Here is a 14,744-nt window from a genome sequence, read left to right as displayed (position 1 = left end):
GCTAAGAGAAAACAGAATTTGAAGTGAGTATCGAGTAAGGGGATAAGAATAACCACCAGGCCTGGTATGAGCACCAGGCCTGGTGGTTGAGTCGATTAAGACGTCATAACTAACTGAATTGAATAGAACACGCCCGCTGAGATTAGCGCGGTAGCGGGTACCGTGATGACCCAAGCCGCGATCACTTTTAGCATGATCGAACGTTTAACCAATTCTTCACGATAAACCTTTTTCAGGCCTTTACGTTCTTTTTTGGTTAAGTGTGCATTGTTATCCAAGGCATCATTTTTTAAATCTTGTAGCATACGGCCTTTTTCAGCCAAAGACGCTTTATCAAAACGACGAATAAAGGCTTCCACAATTGCACGATCTTTACCTTTATGGTGGTCTTCGATTTTCTGGATCATACGTTTGTAGTTGGCTTTTAGGTATTCTCGTAAGAAACCCACCCCAAAAATAGCGCCGATGGTAACGTGGGTGGTGCTGACAGGTAAGCCGAGCTGTGAAGCTAAAATAACCGTTATGGCAGCCGCCATTGCAATACTGTAAGCGCGCATTTGGTCAATATCGGTAATTTCGGTGCCTACGGTGCGAATCAATTTAGGGCCATAAAGAGCTAAACCAATTGCAATACCAAGTGCACCAACAAGCATAATCCAAAGTGGAATCGCCGCCTTGCCATGTATCTCTGAACCCAAAAGTGCATCGTTAATAGCCGCTAAGGGGCCAACGGCATTGGCTACATCGTTTGAACCGTGTGCAAAGCTTAGTAGGGCCGCTGCAAAGATAAGTGGAATCGTAAACATCTTGTTTACGCCATCTTTGCTATTGGCATTAACTTTAGAGGCACGGTCAACGATTGGTCGAGTGATAAAGTATACGATTAATGCAACCACAACACCTATTCCAACCGCACCGATAAAGCTTACCGGCATGACTTTTTTTAGGCCTTTCATCATTAAATAAGTACCAAAAGCCCAACCCATTAAAGCTAAAAGCCAAGGAACCATGCGACGCGAGGCATCCATCATGTCGGCCTTGTAGGTAATGGTGCGTTTAATCACATAAAGTAAAATAGCGGCAATCGAACCACCAAGTAATGGTGAGATCACCCAGCTGGCTGCAATTTGGCCAACGGTCTCCCAGTTAACAATCGCCCAACCGGCGGCCGCGATGCCACCGCCCAACACGCCACCAATAATGGAGTGGGTTGTGGAAACGGGTGCACCCAAAGCGGTGGCTAGGTTTAACCATAACGCGGCGGCTAATAGGGCGGCCATCATTAACCATACAAAGGTTTGGGCATCTGCAATATCATCTGGGCTGATAATGCCACCTTTAATGGTCGTTACTACGCTACCACCAGCGATGATTGCACCAGCGGCTTCAAATATCGCCGCGATCGCGATCGCGGTGGTTAAGGTCATGGCCTTCGAACCCACGGCCGGACCGACGTTGTTAGCGACATCGTTTGCACCGATGTTCATCGCCATGTAGCCGCCAATCATCGCAGCAATAACTAAGGTAATGCTAATATGGCCGTAGTTGACATAGGTAAACAGGATGACTCCGACAATAAATAACAGTGCTAATCCAAATCGGAATAACTCACTGCGGCTACGTTTACTGGCTTCTTCTATGGTTTGAATGTTTTTCAGTTCCATGCTTTTGGCTTCCTGTTTATCATCAAATTGCATCAAGTTGGATAAAATTATATGGATCGAATTGCGCGGATTGTAACATTTCTTTTATAGAGCTGTCATAAAACTGTAGGGCTGTGGGGGTGAGCTTTTCGAATAAGTTTCGAGTGCTAGTTTATAATCAAGAAATCATTGATTAATAGGAAGTTAGATTTATTATGTTGAGTTATCGTCATGCGTTCCATGCGGGAAATTTTGCGGATGTATTAAAGCATGTAATTCAGGTGCAATGTTTGGATTACTTACTGCAAAAAGATAAACCTATTTGGTACGCGGATACGCATGCCGGGGCCGGGGGTTATGCGTTGGATTCGAGTGAAGCGCAAAAAAATGCGGAGTTCCAAAACGGCATTGGTCAGCTTTGGAGTAAGCCAAACTTAGCCGCGCCATTACAAGCTTATGTCGATTTGGTAGCTCAATTTAACCAGCAGGCTGGCGCGAATCAAGGACTGAAGTTTTATCCGGGTTCGCCTTGGTTTGCTCAAAACCTATTGCGCGAACATGACCGACTCAGTTTGTTTGAATTACACCCAAAAGAGCAAGCGTTACTTAAACAAAACCTTGGTTCGCATCGACGGTTAAAAATATTTGATACCGACGGTTTTAAAGGCTTAATCGCACAGTTGCCACCGAAAGAGCGTCGAGGTTTGGTATTAATTGATCCGCCTTATGAAATTAAGGAGGACTATGGCACGGTGGTCGAAACCTTGGTGCAAGCGCATAAACGCTTTGCCACAGGCACTTATGCTTTGTGGTATCCAGTGGTGGAGCGCCGTCGCATAAATCGCCTCGAAAAAGCGCTGATTAGCAGTAGAATCCGAAATATTCAACTTTATGAACTGGGCTTAAGTGAAGATACCAACGGACGTGGTATGACCGCGAGTGGCATGATTGTAATTAATCCACCTTGGACATTGTTATCCCAAATGCAAATGCTGTTACCGGATTTGGCTAAACGCTTAGGCGGTCAGGCGGGCTGTTATCGTGTTGAGACGTTATGCGCCGAATAAGACGCGTTATTTAGTTAAACTGTATTTCAACTTGAATGGTTTCTTTTTGTCTTTTTAGCGTGAGCTTTGCAGAAGACTCGGCCGGCGTTTCGCTGAGTTTTAGGATTAAATCTGCATAATGGCTTAGGCGTGTCTCATTGAATTTAATAAGACAATCACCCACCATCAGACCAGTTTTCTCGGCGGCACTATCTGGTTCGATTGATTCGATGCAGGCATTTTGTGTGTTAAGTCGCGCACCAAGTCGGGCGTGGCGGGGTAGTTCAATCGGGTCGGTGAACACAAAATAATCAAATGCACCCGGCTCATAATCTTCAAATGAACCACTACTAATGGTGACCTGCTGTTCTTTAAGCTGGGGGATTTGGCGTGCCATATCTTCCGGAATCGCCGCTTGATAGGCTAGATGAAAGTTGCCAGCAAAGATTACTAATTTATGGTCTGGATTCTGTTTCAGAAAATCCACCGCGTTACGCGCCATGGTTTCGTCCCAAATACGCTGGGCAAAGATAAAATCTTCTATCTCACGATCGGCGGGAATCTTATCTTCAAAAATTCGGCTTAAACGTTGATGTTGTTCCGCGCCGGGTGGATGAATTTTGGGTAGGTTGGCGAGCTGCTCCATGCTCAAACTTTGGCGACCTAAGCTTGAAACCTGGCGGGTTAATTCAGCTGGCGCATTTAGCGCGAGAATGCGCAGTTGGTGTTGGCGAGCGTATTGCAAAATGGGTCGCAATAGCCGAAAGTCGACGCGCCAGCGTTGATAATATTGCGTTTGATGCAGCAGTTCAGCTTCATCAATCCGCCCTAAAATATAAGCATCTAACCAGGGTTGAAAGGGTTGTTGAAACCATTCCACCCCAATCGCAACGTTAGGCGAATGTTGGTGCAGACTTTGTAGCATTGCCAGTTGAATTAAGTGATCACTATATCGGGGATGAATTTCCCCGACATGAATCACGCGTTTTTCTTTTAGTTGGGATTTAAGTTGTGCAAGGGATAGGTCGGAAGAGGAGGTCGCCACTTGTGTTTCAAGTTGACTGACATATTGAAGTGGATCGCTGATCGCCAGCTCAGAACTCTGCGACCAGGCCTGGTGGTTAAGTATTAATAAACTTAGCACAATCCAGCGCATTAGGACTCCGCTTCAATCCAGGCCTGGTTGCTTTTGATTTGTGTTACTTTAATGTGTTGACCGGCGGTTAAGTCGTCATTTGGGTTTGCCACTAGCCAGTGTGTGCCGTGATAAAACACCATCCATTGGCCGTTGTGTTGTGACAATACACCAGTTTCACCTGCCTCGTAAGTAGATAAGGATTCGGTTTGCGCATTCTGCGGTGCGATCAGTTTTCGGCGTAACGCAAATAGCAGTACTGTGCCAATCGCAAACGCAAAGATTAGCTGAATTTCGCCATGACCAAAGTCGACAAAAAAGCTTAATAGGCCTACAAAAATCAAGCCCAAACCAAACCACAGCAAGATATATAACCCAATAAAAATTTCCACACCGATCAAAATCAATCCTACTGAAATTAACATCCAGCTAGGAATTAGCTCTAATAATCCGATACTGGTCATTTGATGTTTCCTGCATTTTGGCCAACAAATAGCGATTGCAATGCGCTTAATGAACCGATTAACTCTGAGGCTTCATACGGAATCACCACCTTGTTTGCCGAGTCACTCGCGGCAATGCCTTCCCAAGCTTTAATTCGGTCTTTAGCCAGCAAGAATTCAGCCGCGTTTGGGTTGGATTGCATGGCCAACGCCAGCATTTCGATGGCTTGTTGCTGACCTTGCGCAAGTTGAATTTGTTCGTAACGTTTTGCATCAGAGGTTCGTTCAATTGCTTCGGCTTCCTTAAAGGCTTTTTGGCGATCACCTTCGGCTTTCGCAATGGTGGCATTTTTTAAGCCTTCCGCTTCCGTTTCAGTGGCTCGGCGTTCACGTTCGGCACGTAACTGTAACTCCATCGCGTGCTGTACGGCTTCGGGCACAGAAATATCCGAAATTTCAACACGTGTCACTTTGGCACCCCAATTAGCCGATGCACCGTCTAACGCCATCAACAAAGTGGCGTTAAGTGTGTCACGAGACGAAAGCGTATCGTCCAAATCCATCTTGCCGATTTCAGAACGTAGCGTGGTTTGCGCTAACTGAGCAATCGCATGTTTAAGATTGAGGATTTCATAGGTAGCTTGTCTAGCATCGCTAATTCTTAAAAACACCAAACCATCGATCACAATGCTGACGTTGTCTTTGGTAATAACCTTTTGCACTGGAATATCAATCACCTGTTCTTGGGTGCCAAATTTGGAGCGCACGCGATCAATCACCGGAATAATAAAGTTTAAACCACCGTGCAAGGTTCGGTGGTAACGTCCAAGGCGTTCAACTACTTGCAATTCAGCCTGCGGCACAATGCGTACTCCTGAGGCCAGGTAGACAAAAATCACACCTAGTAAAATTAATGTAAAAAATGTGAATTCCATAACGGTTTATCTCCATTTAACCTGTGTGGTGTTAATATTCATAGCGCTGTTTAATTAAAATAAAATGTAACACAAAAACCATTCTGGGAGGATGTATGTTAAAGAACTCAATTAAGGCCGGTTTATTAAGTGCAGGTTTGATGGTTGGCTTATTGCCACAAGCTCAAGCCTTGACTGTAGATGTGCCACGTTTAACATCAGAAGTTGCGACAAAAATAGCGGTTGGTGCAGTAAAAGCGTGTGAAGCAAAAGGCATTCCGGTTACGGCTACCGTGGTTGATCGTAATGGTATTGTTCAAACCATTATTCGCGATACGATGGCGCCACCTGTCTCAATTTCTATCAGTCAGAAAAAAGCTTATACTTCGGTAATGTTTAATGCCAAAGGTTCACAGCTAACGAGTCAAGCTGAAGGTGCCTTACCAACTTTGGGTGAAGGGTTAGCCTTTATGGCCGGTTCGGTTACGATTTCAGCCGGTGGGCGTTTGTATGGTGCCGTAGGTGTGAGTGGTGCGCCAGGTGGTGATATTGACGAAGAATGTGCTGTTGCAGGTTTTGAAGCGGTGCAGATGGACTTGGAAATGATGTAATGTAATTTACATTTTTTGTAACGTTCAACCAGGCCTGGTGATATTGTTTAATACCACCAGGCCTGGTTTTTTTATGCCTCAAATAAAGGAGGTGCGTTATGTCACGTTTCATCAAGATGGTCGTATATTTAAGTTTAATGTTGGCTGGTTCAGCTTTGGCCAGTCCGAGTTTGCATCCACAAGTCGCAAATTGGATTGAGACCAATCAAGCACCAGCAGGGGTGGTATTGGAGTTATTAAGTCGAGAAGCCAATTTTGTTGAAAATCGCACGTCCTATATTCAACATCAAGTTACGGCTTTAAAACAGGCGTTTGCAGAGTTGGACGTGGTTATCATTAGTCACGGTCGAGAGCTGGAGGCGTTCAGTAAGAGCTTTAGCCGTCAGCCTTATCAACAGGCTTTTGAGCAAATGCACCAGCAGGGTGTGACGGTTCATGTTTGCGAAGTCGTGGCGGGGCGGGTTAATAAAACCATTGATGATTTCCCGTCTTTTATTGATGTCGCCCCATCAGGGACAGCCCAATTAAATGACTATAAAAAGCTAGGTTATAGCGTGATACGTGTGCCCTAGTTGTTCTGGACACAGATATGAATAGCCTATATAATCCGCACACAATTTGGAGAGCTGTCTGAGCGGTTGAAGGAGCGCGCCTGGAAAGCGCGTATAGGTTAATAGCCTATCGGGGGTTCGAATCCCCCGCTCTCCGCCAAATTACGTATAAGCTGAACAGAAATGTTCAGCTTTTTTTTTAAGTAGTGTTTTTACAGGTATTTGGTCTTTATTTAAAATCGTGTAAATAGGTTTGAGCTGAATGGCATATTGGCAGAACTGTTTTTTAGTTATCTTCTAAAGACTTTATGGTTTAATTTATCTTGAACAAGCCCAATCATTAGACGGATTTAAAACCATGTCGCAAAAATTTCTTATCAAAAAAGCCACCCTAGTTAATGAAGGACAGCAGTTTATAGCTGATGTGCTGATTGTAGATCAGCTCATTCATAAAATCGGTAACCTTAGTGAAGTTCCGGGTGCCACAGTGATCGATGCAACGGGCCTGTATTTATTCCCTGGTGTGATCGATGCCCAGGTGCATTTTCGTGATCCAGGCCTGACTCACAAGGGGGATATGCTGACCGAGAGTCGAGCGGCGGTGGCCGGTGGCGTGACTTCTTATATTGATATGCCTAATACCGTACCGAATGTGCTTTCAATGTCAGTTCTCGAAGAAAAATATGCCCTTGCGGCACAGAAATCCTTAGCAAATTATGGTTTTTTTCTTGGGGTTAATGGCGACAATATAGATGAAGTTATTCAAACGGACACCTCAAAGTTGCTGGGCGTTTCGGATGATGGTTTGTATTTTACTAAGAAGGGTAATTTATTAGCCGATAATCCCGAAATAATGGAAAAACTCTTTGCGAATTGTCGGTCAATTATTGCGATTCATTCCGAAAAAGAACAGATTGTTGAGGAAAATGAAGCGCGTTTTCGCCAAGAATACGGTGATAATGTACCGATTGAATACCATCCCATTATTCGGAGCGAACGTGCTTGTTTTGAGGCAACTGAAAGAGCCATTGCGTTAGCTAATAAACATCATGCCCGCTTGCATATTTTGCACTTAACCACTGCGGCAGAAACCGTTTTGTTCCGTAATGATATTCCGTTAACTGAAAAGAATATTACCACTGAGGTATCAGTGCATCATTTATGGTTTAGTGACAAAGATTATGCACGTTTGGGGACTCGAATTAAATGGAACCCGGCAATTAAAACCGAACAAGATCGTCAGGGCCTTTTAAAGGCGTTGTTAGATGATCATATTGATTTGATTACCACAGACCACGCCCCTCATACAGAAGCAGAAAAGGATCGACCTTACTTTCAGTCGATGTCAGGTGCGCCAATGGTGCAACATTCACTAAATGTGATGTTGGAGTTTTATCAGCAAGGCCAAATCTCGTTGGAAAAAATTATTGAGAAGATGTGTCATAACCCAGCTGTTTTGTATCGCATGACTAAAAGAGGCTTTATTCGCGAAGGTTACTATGCCGATTTAACTTTGGTGGACTTGAATGCGCAATGGACGGTTAATAAAGATAATATTTTGTACAAGTGTGGTTGGTCCCCGCTTGAAGGCACGCAATTTCATTCTCAGGTTACACACACCTGGGTGAATGGTCATTTGGTTTATGACCGTGGAGCGTTTGACGAGTCGGTTAAAGGGCTCGCTATAAGCGTTGAATAGGATCTAGTGGTGGATAATCTATTTGTTACACGACGTTTATTGATTGCAACGCAGCATCATAAAGAACAGGTGATTGCGCCGATACTTGAGCAAGCGTTGTATGTTTGCTGTGAAGTTGTTGCTGACTTGGATACGGATTTGCTTGGAACTTTCTCGGGTGAGGTTGAGCGCAAAGATGATCCTATTACGACCTTGCGCAATAAATGTTTAATGGCCTTAGATCAAACAGGCGGTGATTTGGTTGTTGCCAGTGAAGGGTCGTTTGGGCCTCATCCACAGATGTTTTTTATGAGTGCTGATGATGAGTTGGTGATGTTAATCGATAAAAAACATAACCTTGAAATTTTGGCGCGAGCCTTAAGCGTCGACACCAATTTTAATGGTAAAGAAGTGACCAGTGAGTCTGATTTGCTGGCATTTGCCGAGTCGGTTAAGTTTCCCTCTCATGGGCTTATCTTGCGTAAAGCACAGGGTGAAAATTTGGGAATTATTAAAGGTATTAAAGATCTTGAAGAATTAAAGTATCACTTTAGCAGTTTGTTTGAACAGTATGGTTCGGCCTTTATTGAAACGGATATGCGAGCGATGCACAATCCGAGCCGGATGAAGGTAATTGAAACGGCTACCCATAACTTGGTTAAACAATTATCATCCTGTTGCCCGCAGTGTGAAATGCCGGGTTTTGATATTGTTAAGTCTAACCCAGGCTTGCAATGTGCTGAGTGCGGGCTGCCAACGCAATCAATTCTGAATCATGTATACATTTGTCAGCATTGTCATTATGAACAAATGCAGATGCATCCTGCCAATAAAACGACGGCAGACCCTCAATATTGTGGTTTTTGTAATCCATAAGCCCTAGTCAATTAAACTTTGAATTGGTCAAGGTGTTCCAGCAAAAAATCATAAAAGGTTTGGGCTATGAGTGATAGATTTTTATCCTTATGTTGCACCCAATACCAATAGCGCTGAATCGGAAATCCCTGCACATCGAGTATTGCCAATTCATTCGCTTTTTGTTCATGAATTAGAGTGCTACTCGATAAGATCGATAACCCAAGTCCGCCTGCCACCGCTTGCTTAATAGCCTCATTGCTCCCCATTTCCATCCGAATGTTGAGGGGTAGGTTGAATTCACTGAAAAGCCTTTCAATTTGTACACGTGTGCCTGAACCCGGTTCGCGAATAATAAAAGGTTCTTTGGCGATCTCCTGAATAGGAATAGAGCGCCTTTTAGCTAATGGATGGTCCAGTGGTGCGATCAGCATTAAGCTGTTAGCGAGAAAGGGGTGGGCTAGTATATTGGGATTATCTGGCGGCACGCCCATAATATAGACATCATCTTCATTGCGCTCAAGGCGCTCCATGACCCGTTCTCGATTTAGAATTTCTAAACGGGCATCAACACCTGGATAGGTATGACAAAATTGTCCCATTATTTTTGGTAAAAAATACTTTGTGGTGGTAACAGTCGCAATGCGCAATTGCCCTGTAGTCATGCCTTTCATGTTGGCAATGTTTTGTTCAAATCGATCCCAGGTTTTTACCCAGTCTCCACAAGTCTGATATAAAAGCTTACCCGCATCTGTTAGAAAGAGTTTTTTGCCAAACTGTTCAATTAACGCCAAGCCTACTTCATCTTGTAATAACTTGATTTGCTTAGATACCGTTGGTTGGCTGACATGCATTTCCTGTGCGGCTCGAGAAAAACTGTTGAGCCTAGCCACCGCTTCAAAGGTTTGTAATTGCCGTAAAGTGACTCTCACTACAAAATCCTTATTAATCTATATAGCCAAATGGCTATGGTTATTATCAAAACAATTCATTATTTTATTTTATGGCATTAAATTATGATTGCACAGTAATTTTTTTGATGTGTTTAATTTCATGAGGACGTAACAATGAATTTATCATTGGTTAACAATCTGATCGACCCAGCCATATTATTTTTCTTTTTTGGGTTATTTGCGGCGGCGGTGCGCTCAAACCTTGAGATTCCGGCACCGATTGCGAAGTTTTTTTCCTTGTATCTACTCGTTGCTATCGGTTTTAAAGGAGGGGTAGCTCTCTCGGCGAGTGGTTTTAGTAGTACAGCTTTGATTGCAATAGGGGCCGCGCTTTTTATGGCTTTTTTAGTACCGGCCTACACGTTTTTATTTTTGCGAAATAGGACGAGCCCTTTTAACGCAGCGGCGATTGCGGCTACCTATGGTTCAATTAGCGCGGTAACTTTTATCGCCGCACAGCAATACCTGACTAAAAATGAAATTGATTTTGGTGGCTATATGACGGTGGCAATGGTATTGATGGAATCACCAGCCATTATCATGGCGGTTTTGCTGGCTACGTTGGTTAGAAAGCATCAAAGCCAAACAGAGATGGTAGGAGCTGGCCAGGTTGCTATAAACCAGCCAGGTAATTCTGTTTCGCTGAAAGCCGTTTTGCATGAAGCCTTTACTGATGGCGCCCACTTGCTTTTGATAGGTAGTTTGGTAATCGGGTATATAACCGGTGATGCAGGTAAAGCCATGATGGCTCCTTTTACGAGTGAAATTTTTAAAGGAGTGTTGGCTTTCTTTTTACTTGAAATGGGTTTATTAGTAGCGCGTCAACTTCGTCAAACCAAAGACTTGGATGTTTTTTTGATGAGTTTTGCTGCGTTTATGCCAATAGTGAATGCAAGTTTAGCCATAGGTTTGGCTTATGTATTAGGTATGGGACAAGGTGATGCTCTATTGTTAGCAGTATTGGTTGCGAGTGGTTCTTATATCGTGGTTCCAGCGATTTGTCGTTATGCCATTCCAGAGGCTAAGCCGGGTGTTTATTTTACGATGTCGCTGGGTGTCACATTTCCATTTAATATTGTGATTGGGATTCCTTTGTATTTTGCAGCAATTAGTATGTTGTGGACTTAAAGTTAACCTTAATAAAGAATATTGGAGTTGAAAATGAAACCAGTAAAACGTGTTGAATTTATTGTTGATACCCATGAGGTTGAAGCCTTATTAGAATCACTTGCTAAGATCAATATTAATAGCTACACAGTTATACGTGAAGCTCATGGTAATGGAGAGAGGGGCTTAAGAGGTGGAGATATTTTAAGTGGAATATTCGATAACAGCTATGTGTTAATTGCCTGTTCAGAAGAGGAAGCTTTTGCGATTATTGAAACGGTGCGTCCCGTACTGAAAAAGTTAGGTGGAATGTGTCTGGTTTCAGATGCCATGTGGGTGATTCATTAGAGTTAATGTTAACAAACCCGTTTATCTGTAATTGCGTAACTTAGGAGCTTCTGGTAAAGATAGGATAAAGCTATCTTTGCTTGTACGGCCAAAAAAGCCCGACTTAGTTCGGGCTTTTTTGGATCTAAACGTTATGAAAAGAGCCTAAATGACCGTTTCTTCAAGCTAACCAAAATAAGGCGGATGATAAATCTTTTGTAATAACCGCATTGAATCAGGATTTGTAGTTTAGAATCTGAATCAGAGTTTTTAACTAGCAATACAAATAATATTTAAAGGATTTTAGGTGTACCAAACGATCTATCTTTTGCTGGGTGAGTTGTCTACATCAGAACGCATTGATGAAATTAAATCGCTATTAAGTCAACATGGCGCTATGGCGCTGAATATTGTTGAACCTAATGCAGAGATTATGCAAACAGGTGAAATTTTATTTTTAAGTTATCTGACGGATGCTGAATTAAAAGGTTGGCTGAATAAAGCTAAGTTGTTGGATCAACCGCCTAGTGTGGCGATTTTACCAAACGAACATTGCCCCGCTGCGATGAAAAGCATGGGGATCAGCAAGGATTTAAGCCAAGCACTTGAGGATGCGCTGGACCTTGATCGTCGTCAATTGGTAGATGTATTGATTTGTAATGAAGAACCGGTTTTTCAACACGTTACAGCAGGGGATGTATTTGGCTTAAACAATGCGGTTGAAGCCACTATGTGGGACAAGATTAAAGCATTTTGGCATAACCTGCATGAAATTCATTTTGATAGCTACAGTTTAATTACCGCTAAGGATCAACATATTCAAACGGCCGCCACGGGTATTTTGGTGCTGGAGCATAACAGCCGAAGCCAAGGTGCGAATCATGTGAACGAAAACTTATCCAGCCAAGATGGCAAGTTAAATGCCTTTGTATTGGCGCCTAAAAGCTTGATTAACTATTTGTATTTTATGTTTGTGGTGTTTTTTGTACGCCGCTTTTCGATGGACGATTTATCCAGAATTGTGGGGGTCATTCAAACCAGTAAATTAACTTTGACTTCTAGTGGACGCGAATTTGAATATCGGATTGATGGTTATTCTTATCAAGCAAATCAGCTAGACTTAATGATTTATCCCAAAGCCGTGTGTTTCCACCTAGGACGGGGCATGGGTAACATCGAAGTGAGCGAAGTTGAGGATGAAGATCTTAAAAATCAAAAAGATAAAGTTCGCATTAAAGCTTTGCCACAAGGCGATTTAACCAGTGCGTTATTGACCAAACCCGTGCCTTTTTTCCCACGCGCCAGCGATGAAGATTTTAAAGATCTGTTTGTAACTTTGCGCACTGGAGCGTTATTCAGTGAAAGTTTTATTGTCTTAATGGTGTTGAGTACGCTGTTAGGCGCTACGGGTTTGTTTATGAGTTCAGGTCCGGTCATTATTGGTGCGATGATTCTGGCACCATTAATGGCACCGATTATTTCTCTGTCGATGGGAGTGGTGCGTTATGAGTTAAACATGATGCAAACCGCTTTAAAAACGCTATTCTGGGGTACGTCGGTGGCTTTGTTGGTAGGCACGATTTATGCCTGGTTGATGCCTTTAAGTACCGTCACTCCTGAAATTGCAGCACGCTTGAATCCGAATTTATTAGATTTAATGGTGGCTGTAATTTCCGGCATAGCGGGGGCTTATGCCAGTGCCCGAGCCGAAGTGGCGAAGTCACTGGCGGGTGTGGCGATTGCGGTGGCGTTAATTCCTCCTTTAGCGGTGACCGGTATTGGCCTGGGTTGGGGCGATTGGGCGATTGTTTTAGGTTCGTTCTTATTGTTTTTAACTAACTTAGTCGGTATTACCTTGGCAGCCGCCTTCACCTTCATTGTGCTGGGTTATTCGCCGGTTAAGCGGGCAAAGAAGGGCATCAGCTATACCTTGATTTTAATGGTGCTGATTTCGATTCCATTATTGATGTCCTTTTACGAGCTGGTAGAGAAAAATAACTTGATGCGTCAATTGCATCAAGTTGAGTGGGTGAGTGCGAAACAAAATGATGTTGAGGTAGATGTGACCGATGTGGAGTCGCGCTTTGGCGGCGATGTGCGTGTTTGGGTAGATATTACGTCACGCGAAGATTTGAGTGCGGAAACCTTGCGTGTGATCCAGCGTCAAATGCAGCAGAAAATTGGGCGGGATATAGAGTTGGAAATTACCCGACGAATTTTGTTAATGCCTGATCAGCCACCCAGTTAAATATGGATTCGATTATATTTTAGTCACCACCAGGCCTGGTGGTTGGCGTTTTAAGTGTGCTTTAGAGTGAGAAGTCGCCAAAGTCATCTTTGCTGACTTTGGAATTCACTTGCCCGACTAAGTAGGAGCTGATTTCTGATTCTTGTGGTGCGACCTGTACATTATCGCTCACCAACCAGTTATTCATCCAAGGTAGAGGGTTGCCTTTTTGGGGGAAGATTGGATCTAGACTTAAGGCCTTGAGTCGAACATTGGTAATGTATTCCACATAGCTCTGCAAGATACTGGTGTTCAGACCAATCATTGAGCCGTCTTTGAATAAATAAGCCGCCCACTGTTTTTCTTGTTCCGCCGCATCGCGGAAAATACTGATCACAGCTTCATGTTGCTCTTTAGCAATGTCCGCCATTTCCGGGTCATCCTCACCACTGCGCAATAGATTAATCATATGCTGGGTGCCGGATAAATGCAGGGCTTCGTCGCGCGCAATCAGTTTAATTATTTTAGCGTTACCTTCCATCAAAGAACGTTCCGCAAATGAAAAGCTGCATGCAAAGGAGACGTAAAAACGAATCGCTTCCAATACATTTACCGACACAACCGTTAAATATAACGCGGTTTTGATTTGTTTACGGAACTCAGCATCCTTTTCAATATCAATCGAATTGGCGTACATTTTATTAGTCAGATAAATCAGCTGATCGTAATGTTCGGTCACACTGATGGCGCGTTTAACAATCTCATCATTGGTAACGATGTCATTGAACACCAAGCTCGGATCGGTCACGATGTTGCGAATAATGTGGGTGTAAGAGCGACTGTGAATGGTTTCGGAAAAAGACCAGGTTTCAATCCAAGTTTCTAGTTCTGGAATCGATACTAAGGGCAATAACGCCACATTAGGAGAACGACCTTGCACGGAGTCGAGCAAAGTCTGATATTTTAAGTTACTGATAAATATATGCTTTTCATTCTCGGGAAGATTGGCGTATTCTCCGCGATCAGTCGATAAATCGATTTCCTCTGGGCGCCAGAAAAAACTCAGCTGTTTTTCTATCAGTTTTTCGAAAATGGGGTATTTCTGTTGGTCATAGCGTGCCACATTGACGTTTTGGCCAAAAAACATCGGCTCTTTCATTGCATCGTTTTGATTACGGCAAAAAGTGGAGTAGGTCATTTTTTCTTGGCAACTCATGATCCAGTGTTCCTATAGGTTTTAAATGATAATAATTA

Annotated in this window: 14 protein-coding genes and 1 tRNA gene; 9 read left to right on the top strand and 6 right to left on the bottom strand. The window is 43.3% G+C overall.

The window, feature by feature from the left end; all coding sequences use genetic code 11:
* Window positions 1–95: 95 nt before the first annotated feature.
* Window positions 96–1,664: an inorganic phosphate transporter gene (locus N746_RS0108685; protein WP_029935821.1), complete on the bottom strand. Its 1,569-nt coding sequence runs from the start codon at window positions 1,662–1,664 to the stop codon at window positions 96–98.
* A gap of 194 nt (window positions 1,665–1,858) precedes the next feature.
* On the opposite strand from N746_RS0108685, the gene N746_RS0108680 reads away from it, so the two are divergent.
* Window positions 1,859–2,710, top strand: coding sequence for a 23S rRNA (adenine(2030)-N(6))-methyltransferase RlmJ (locus tag N746_RS0108680; RefSeq protein WP_029935819.1), 852 nt, complete (start codon window positions 1,859–1,861; stop codon window positions 2,708–2,710).
* A gap of 10 nt (window positions 2,711–2,720) precedes the next feature.
* Here N746_RS0108680 and N746_RS0108675 read toward each other — a convergent pair whose 3' ends face one another.
* The 3 genes from N746_RS0108675 to N746_RS0108665 are packed head-to-tail and all read right to left on the bottom strand — an operon-like array spanning window position 2,721 to window position 5,202.
* Entirely contained in the window at window positions 2,721–3,845 is a 1,125-nt protein-coding gene (locus N746_RS0108675; RefSeq protein WP_051678600.1) for a ChaN family lipoprotein, read from the bottom strand.
* Window positions 3,845–4,288, bottom strand: coding sequence for an NfeD family protein (locus N746_RS0108670; protein ID WP_029935816.1), 444 nt, complete (start codon window positions 4,286–4,288; stop codon window positions 3,845–3,847). The genes N746_RS0108675 and N746_RS0108670 overlap by 1 nt, the downstream gene beginning before the upstream one ends.
* Entirely contained in the window at window positions 4,285–5,202 is a 918-nt protein-coding gene (locus N746_RS0108665; RefSeq protein WP_029935814.1) for an SPFH domain-containing protein, read from the bottom strand. Before N746_RS0108665 ends, N746_RS0108670 begins: the two co-directional genes overlap by 4 nt.
* Window positions 5,203–5,297: 95 nt before the next feature.
* On the opposite strand from N746_RS0108665, the gene N746_RS0108660 reads away from it, so the two are divergent.
* From N746_RS0108660 to N746_RS0108640, 5 genes are all read left to right on the top strand, one after another.
* The gene (locus tag N746_RS0108660; protein ID WP_029935812.1) at window positions 5,298–5,792 is read left to right on the top strand and encodes a GlcG/HbpS family heme-binding protein; all 495 of its coding nucleotides are present in this window, start codon (window positions 5,298–5,300) and stop codon (window positions 5,790–5,792) included.
* A 98-nt stretch (window positions 5,793–5,890) separates the two neighbouring features.
* Window positions 5,891–6,364 carry a DsrE family protein gene (locus N746_RS0108655; protein WP_029935810.1) on the top strand — a complete coding sequence of 158 codons (474 nt, stop codon included), beginning with the start codon at window positions 5,891–5,893 and terminating at the stop codon, window positions 6,362–6,364.
* Window positions 6,365–6,412: 48 nt separating this feature from the next.
* Window positions 6,413–6,503 (top strand) — tRNA-Ser (locus N746_RS0108650).
* Between the two features lie 198 nt (window positions 6,504–6,701).
* Window positions 6,702–8,042 carry a dihydroorotase gene (locus N746_RS0108645; protein WP_029935809.1) on the top strand — a complete coding sequence of 447 codons (1,341 nt, stop codon included), beginning with the start codon at window positions 6,702–6,704 and terminating at the stop codon, window positions 8,040–8,042.
* A 9-nt stretch (window positions 8,043–8,051) separates the two neighbouring features.
* On the top strand, window positions 8,052–8,897 hold the full coding sequence (locus N746_RS0108640; protein WP_029935807.1) for a DUF6671 family protein: 846 nt from the start codon (window positions 8,052–8,054) through the stop codon (window positions 8,895–8,897).
* Window positions 8,898–8,908: 11 nt separating this feature from the next.
* Here N746_RS0108640 and N746_RS0108635 read toward each other — a convergent pair whose 3' ends face one another.
* Window positions 8,909–9,808: a LysR family transcriptional regulator gene (locus N746_RS0108635; RefSeq protein ID WP_029935805.1), complete on the bottom strand. Its 900-nt coding sequence runs from the start codon at window positions 9,806–9,808 to the stop codon at window positions 8,909–8,911.
* A 135-nt stretch (window positions 9,809–9,943) separates the two neighbouring features.
* Between N746_RS0108635 and N746_RS0108630 the strand changes: the two genes are divergently transcribed.
* From N746_RS0108630 to N746_RS0108620, 3 genes are all read left to right on the top strand, one after another.
* Window positions 9,944–10,957 (top strand): sodium-dependent bicarbonate transport family permease, encoded by a 1,014-nt coding sequence (locus N746_RS0108630; RefSeq protein WP_029935803.1) that lies wholly within the window; start codon window positions 9,944–9,946, stop codon window positions 10,955–10,957.
* Between the two features lie 33 nt (window positions 10,958–10,990).
* Window positions 10,991–11,284 carry a P-II family nitrogen regulator gene (locus N746_RS0108625; RefSeq protein ID WP_029935801.1) on the top strand — a complete coding sequence of 98 codons (294 nt, stop codon included), beginning with the start codon at window positions 10,991–10,993 and terminating at the stop codon, window positions 11,282–11,284.
* Window positions 11,285–11,570: 286 nt separating this feature from the next.
* The gene (locus tag N746_RS0108620) at window positions 11,571–13,511 is read left to right on the top strand and encodes a TIGR00341 family protein (RefSeq protein WP_051678599.1); all 1,941 of its coding nucleotides are present in this window, start codon (window positions 11,571–11,573) and stop codon (window positions 13,509–13,511) included.
* Between the two features lie 61 nt (window positions 13,512–13,572).
* On the opposite strand, the gene nrdB is transcribed toward N746_RS0108620, so the two are convergent.
* Window positions 13,573–14,706, bottom strand: coding sequence for a class Ia ribonucleoside-diphosphate reductase subunit beta (gene nrdB, locus N746_RS0108615; protein ID WP_081836012.1), 1,134 nt, complete (start codon window positions 14,704–14,706; stop codon window positions 13,573–13,575).
* Window positions 14,707–14,744 lie beyond the last annotated feature (38 nt).

This window comes from Thiomicrospira pelophila DSM 1534, assembly GCF_000711195.1.
GTDB lineage: Bacteria > Pseudomonadota > Gammaproteobacteria > Thiomicrospirales > Thiomicrospiraceae > Thiomicrospira > Thiomicrospira pelophila.
Note: the sequence above shows the minus strand (reverse complement) of the source record. Positions and strands in the feature narration are given on the sequence as shown.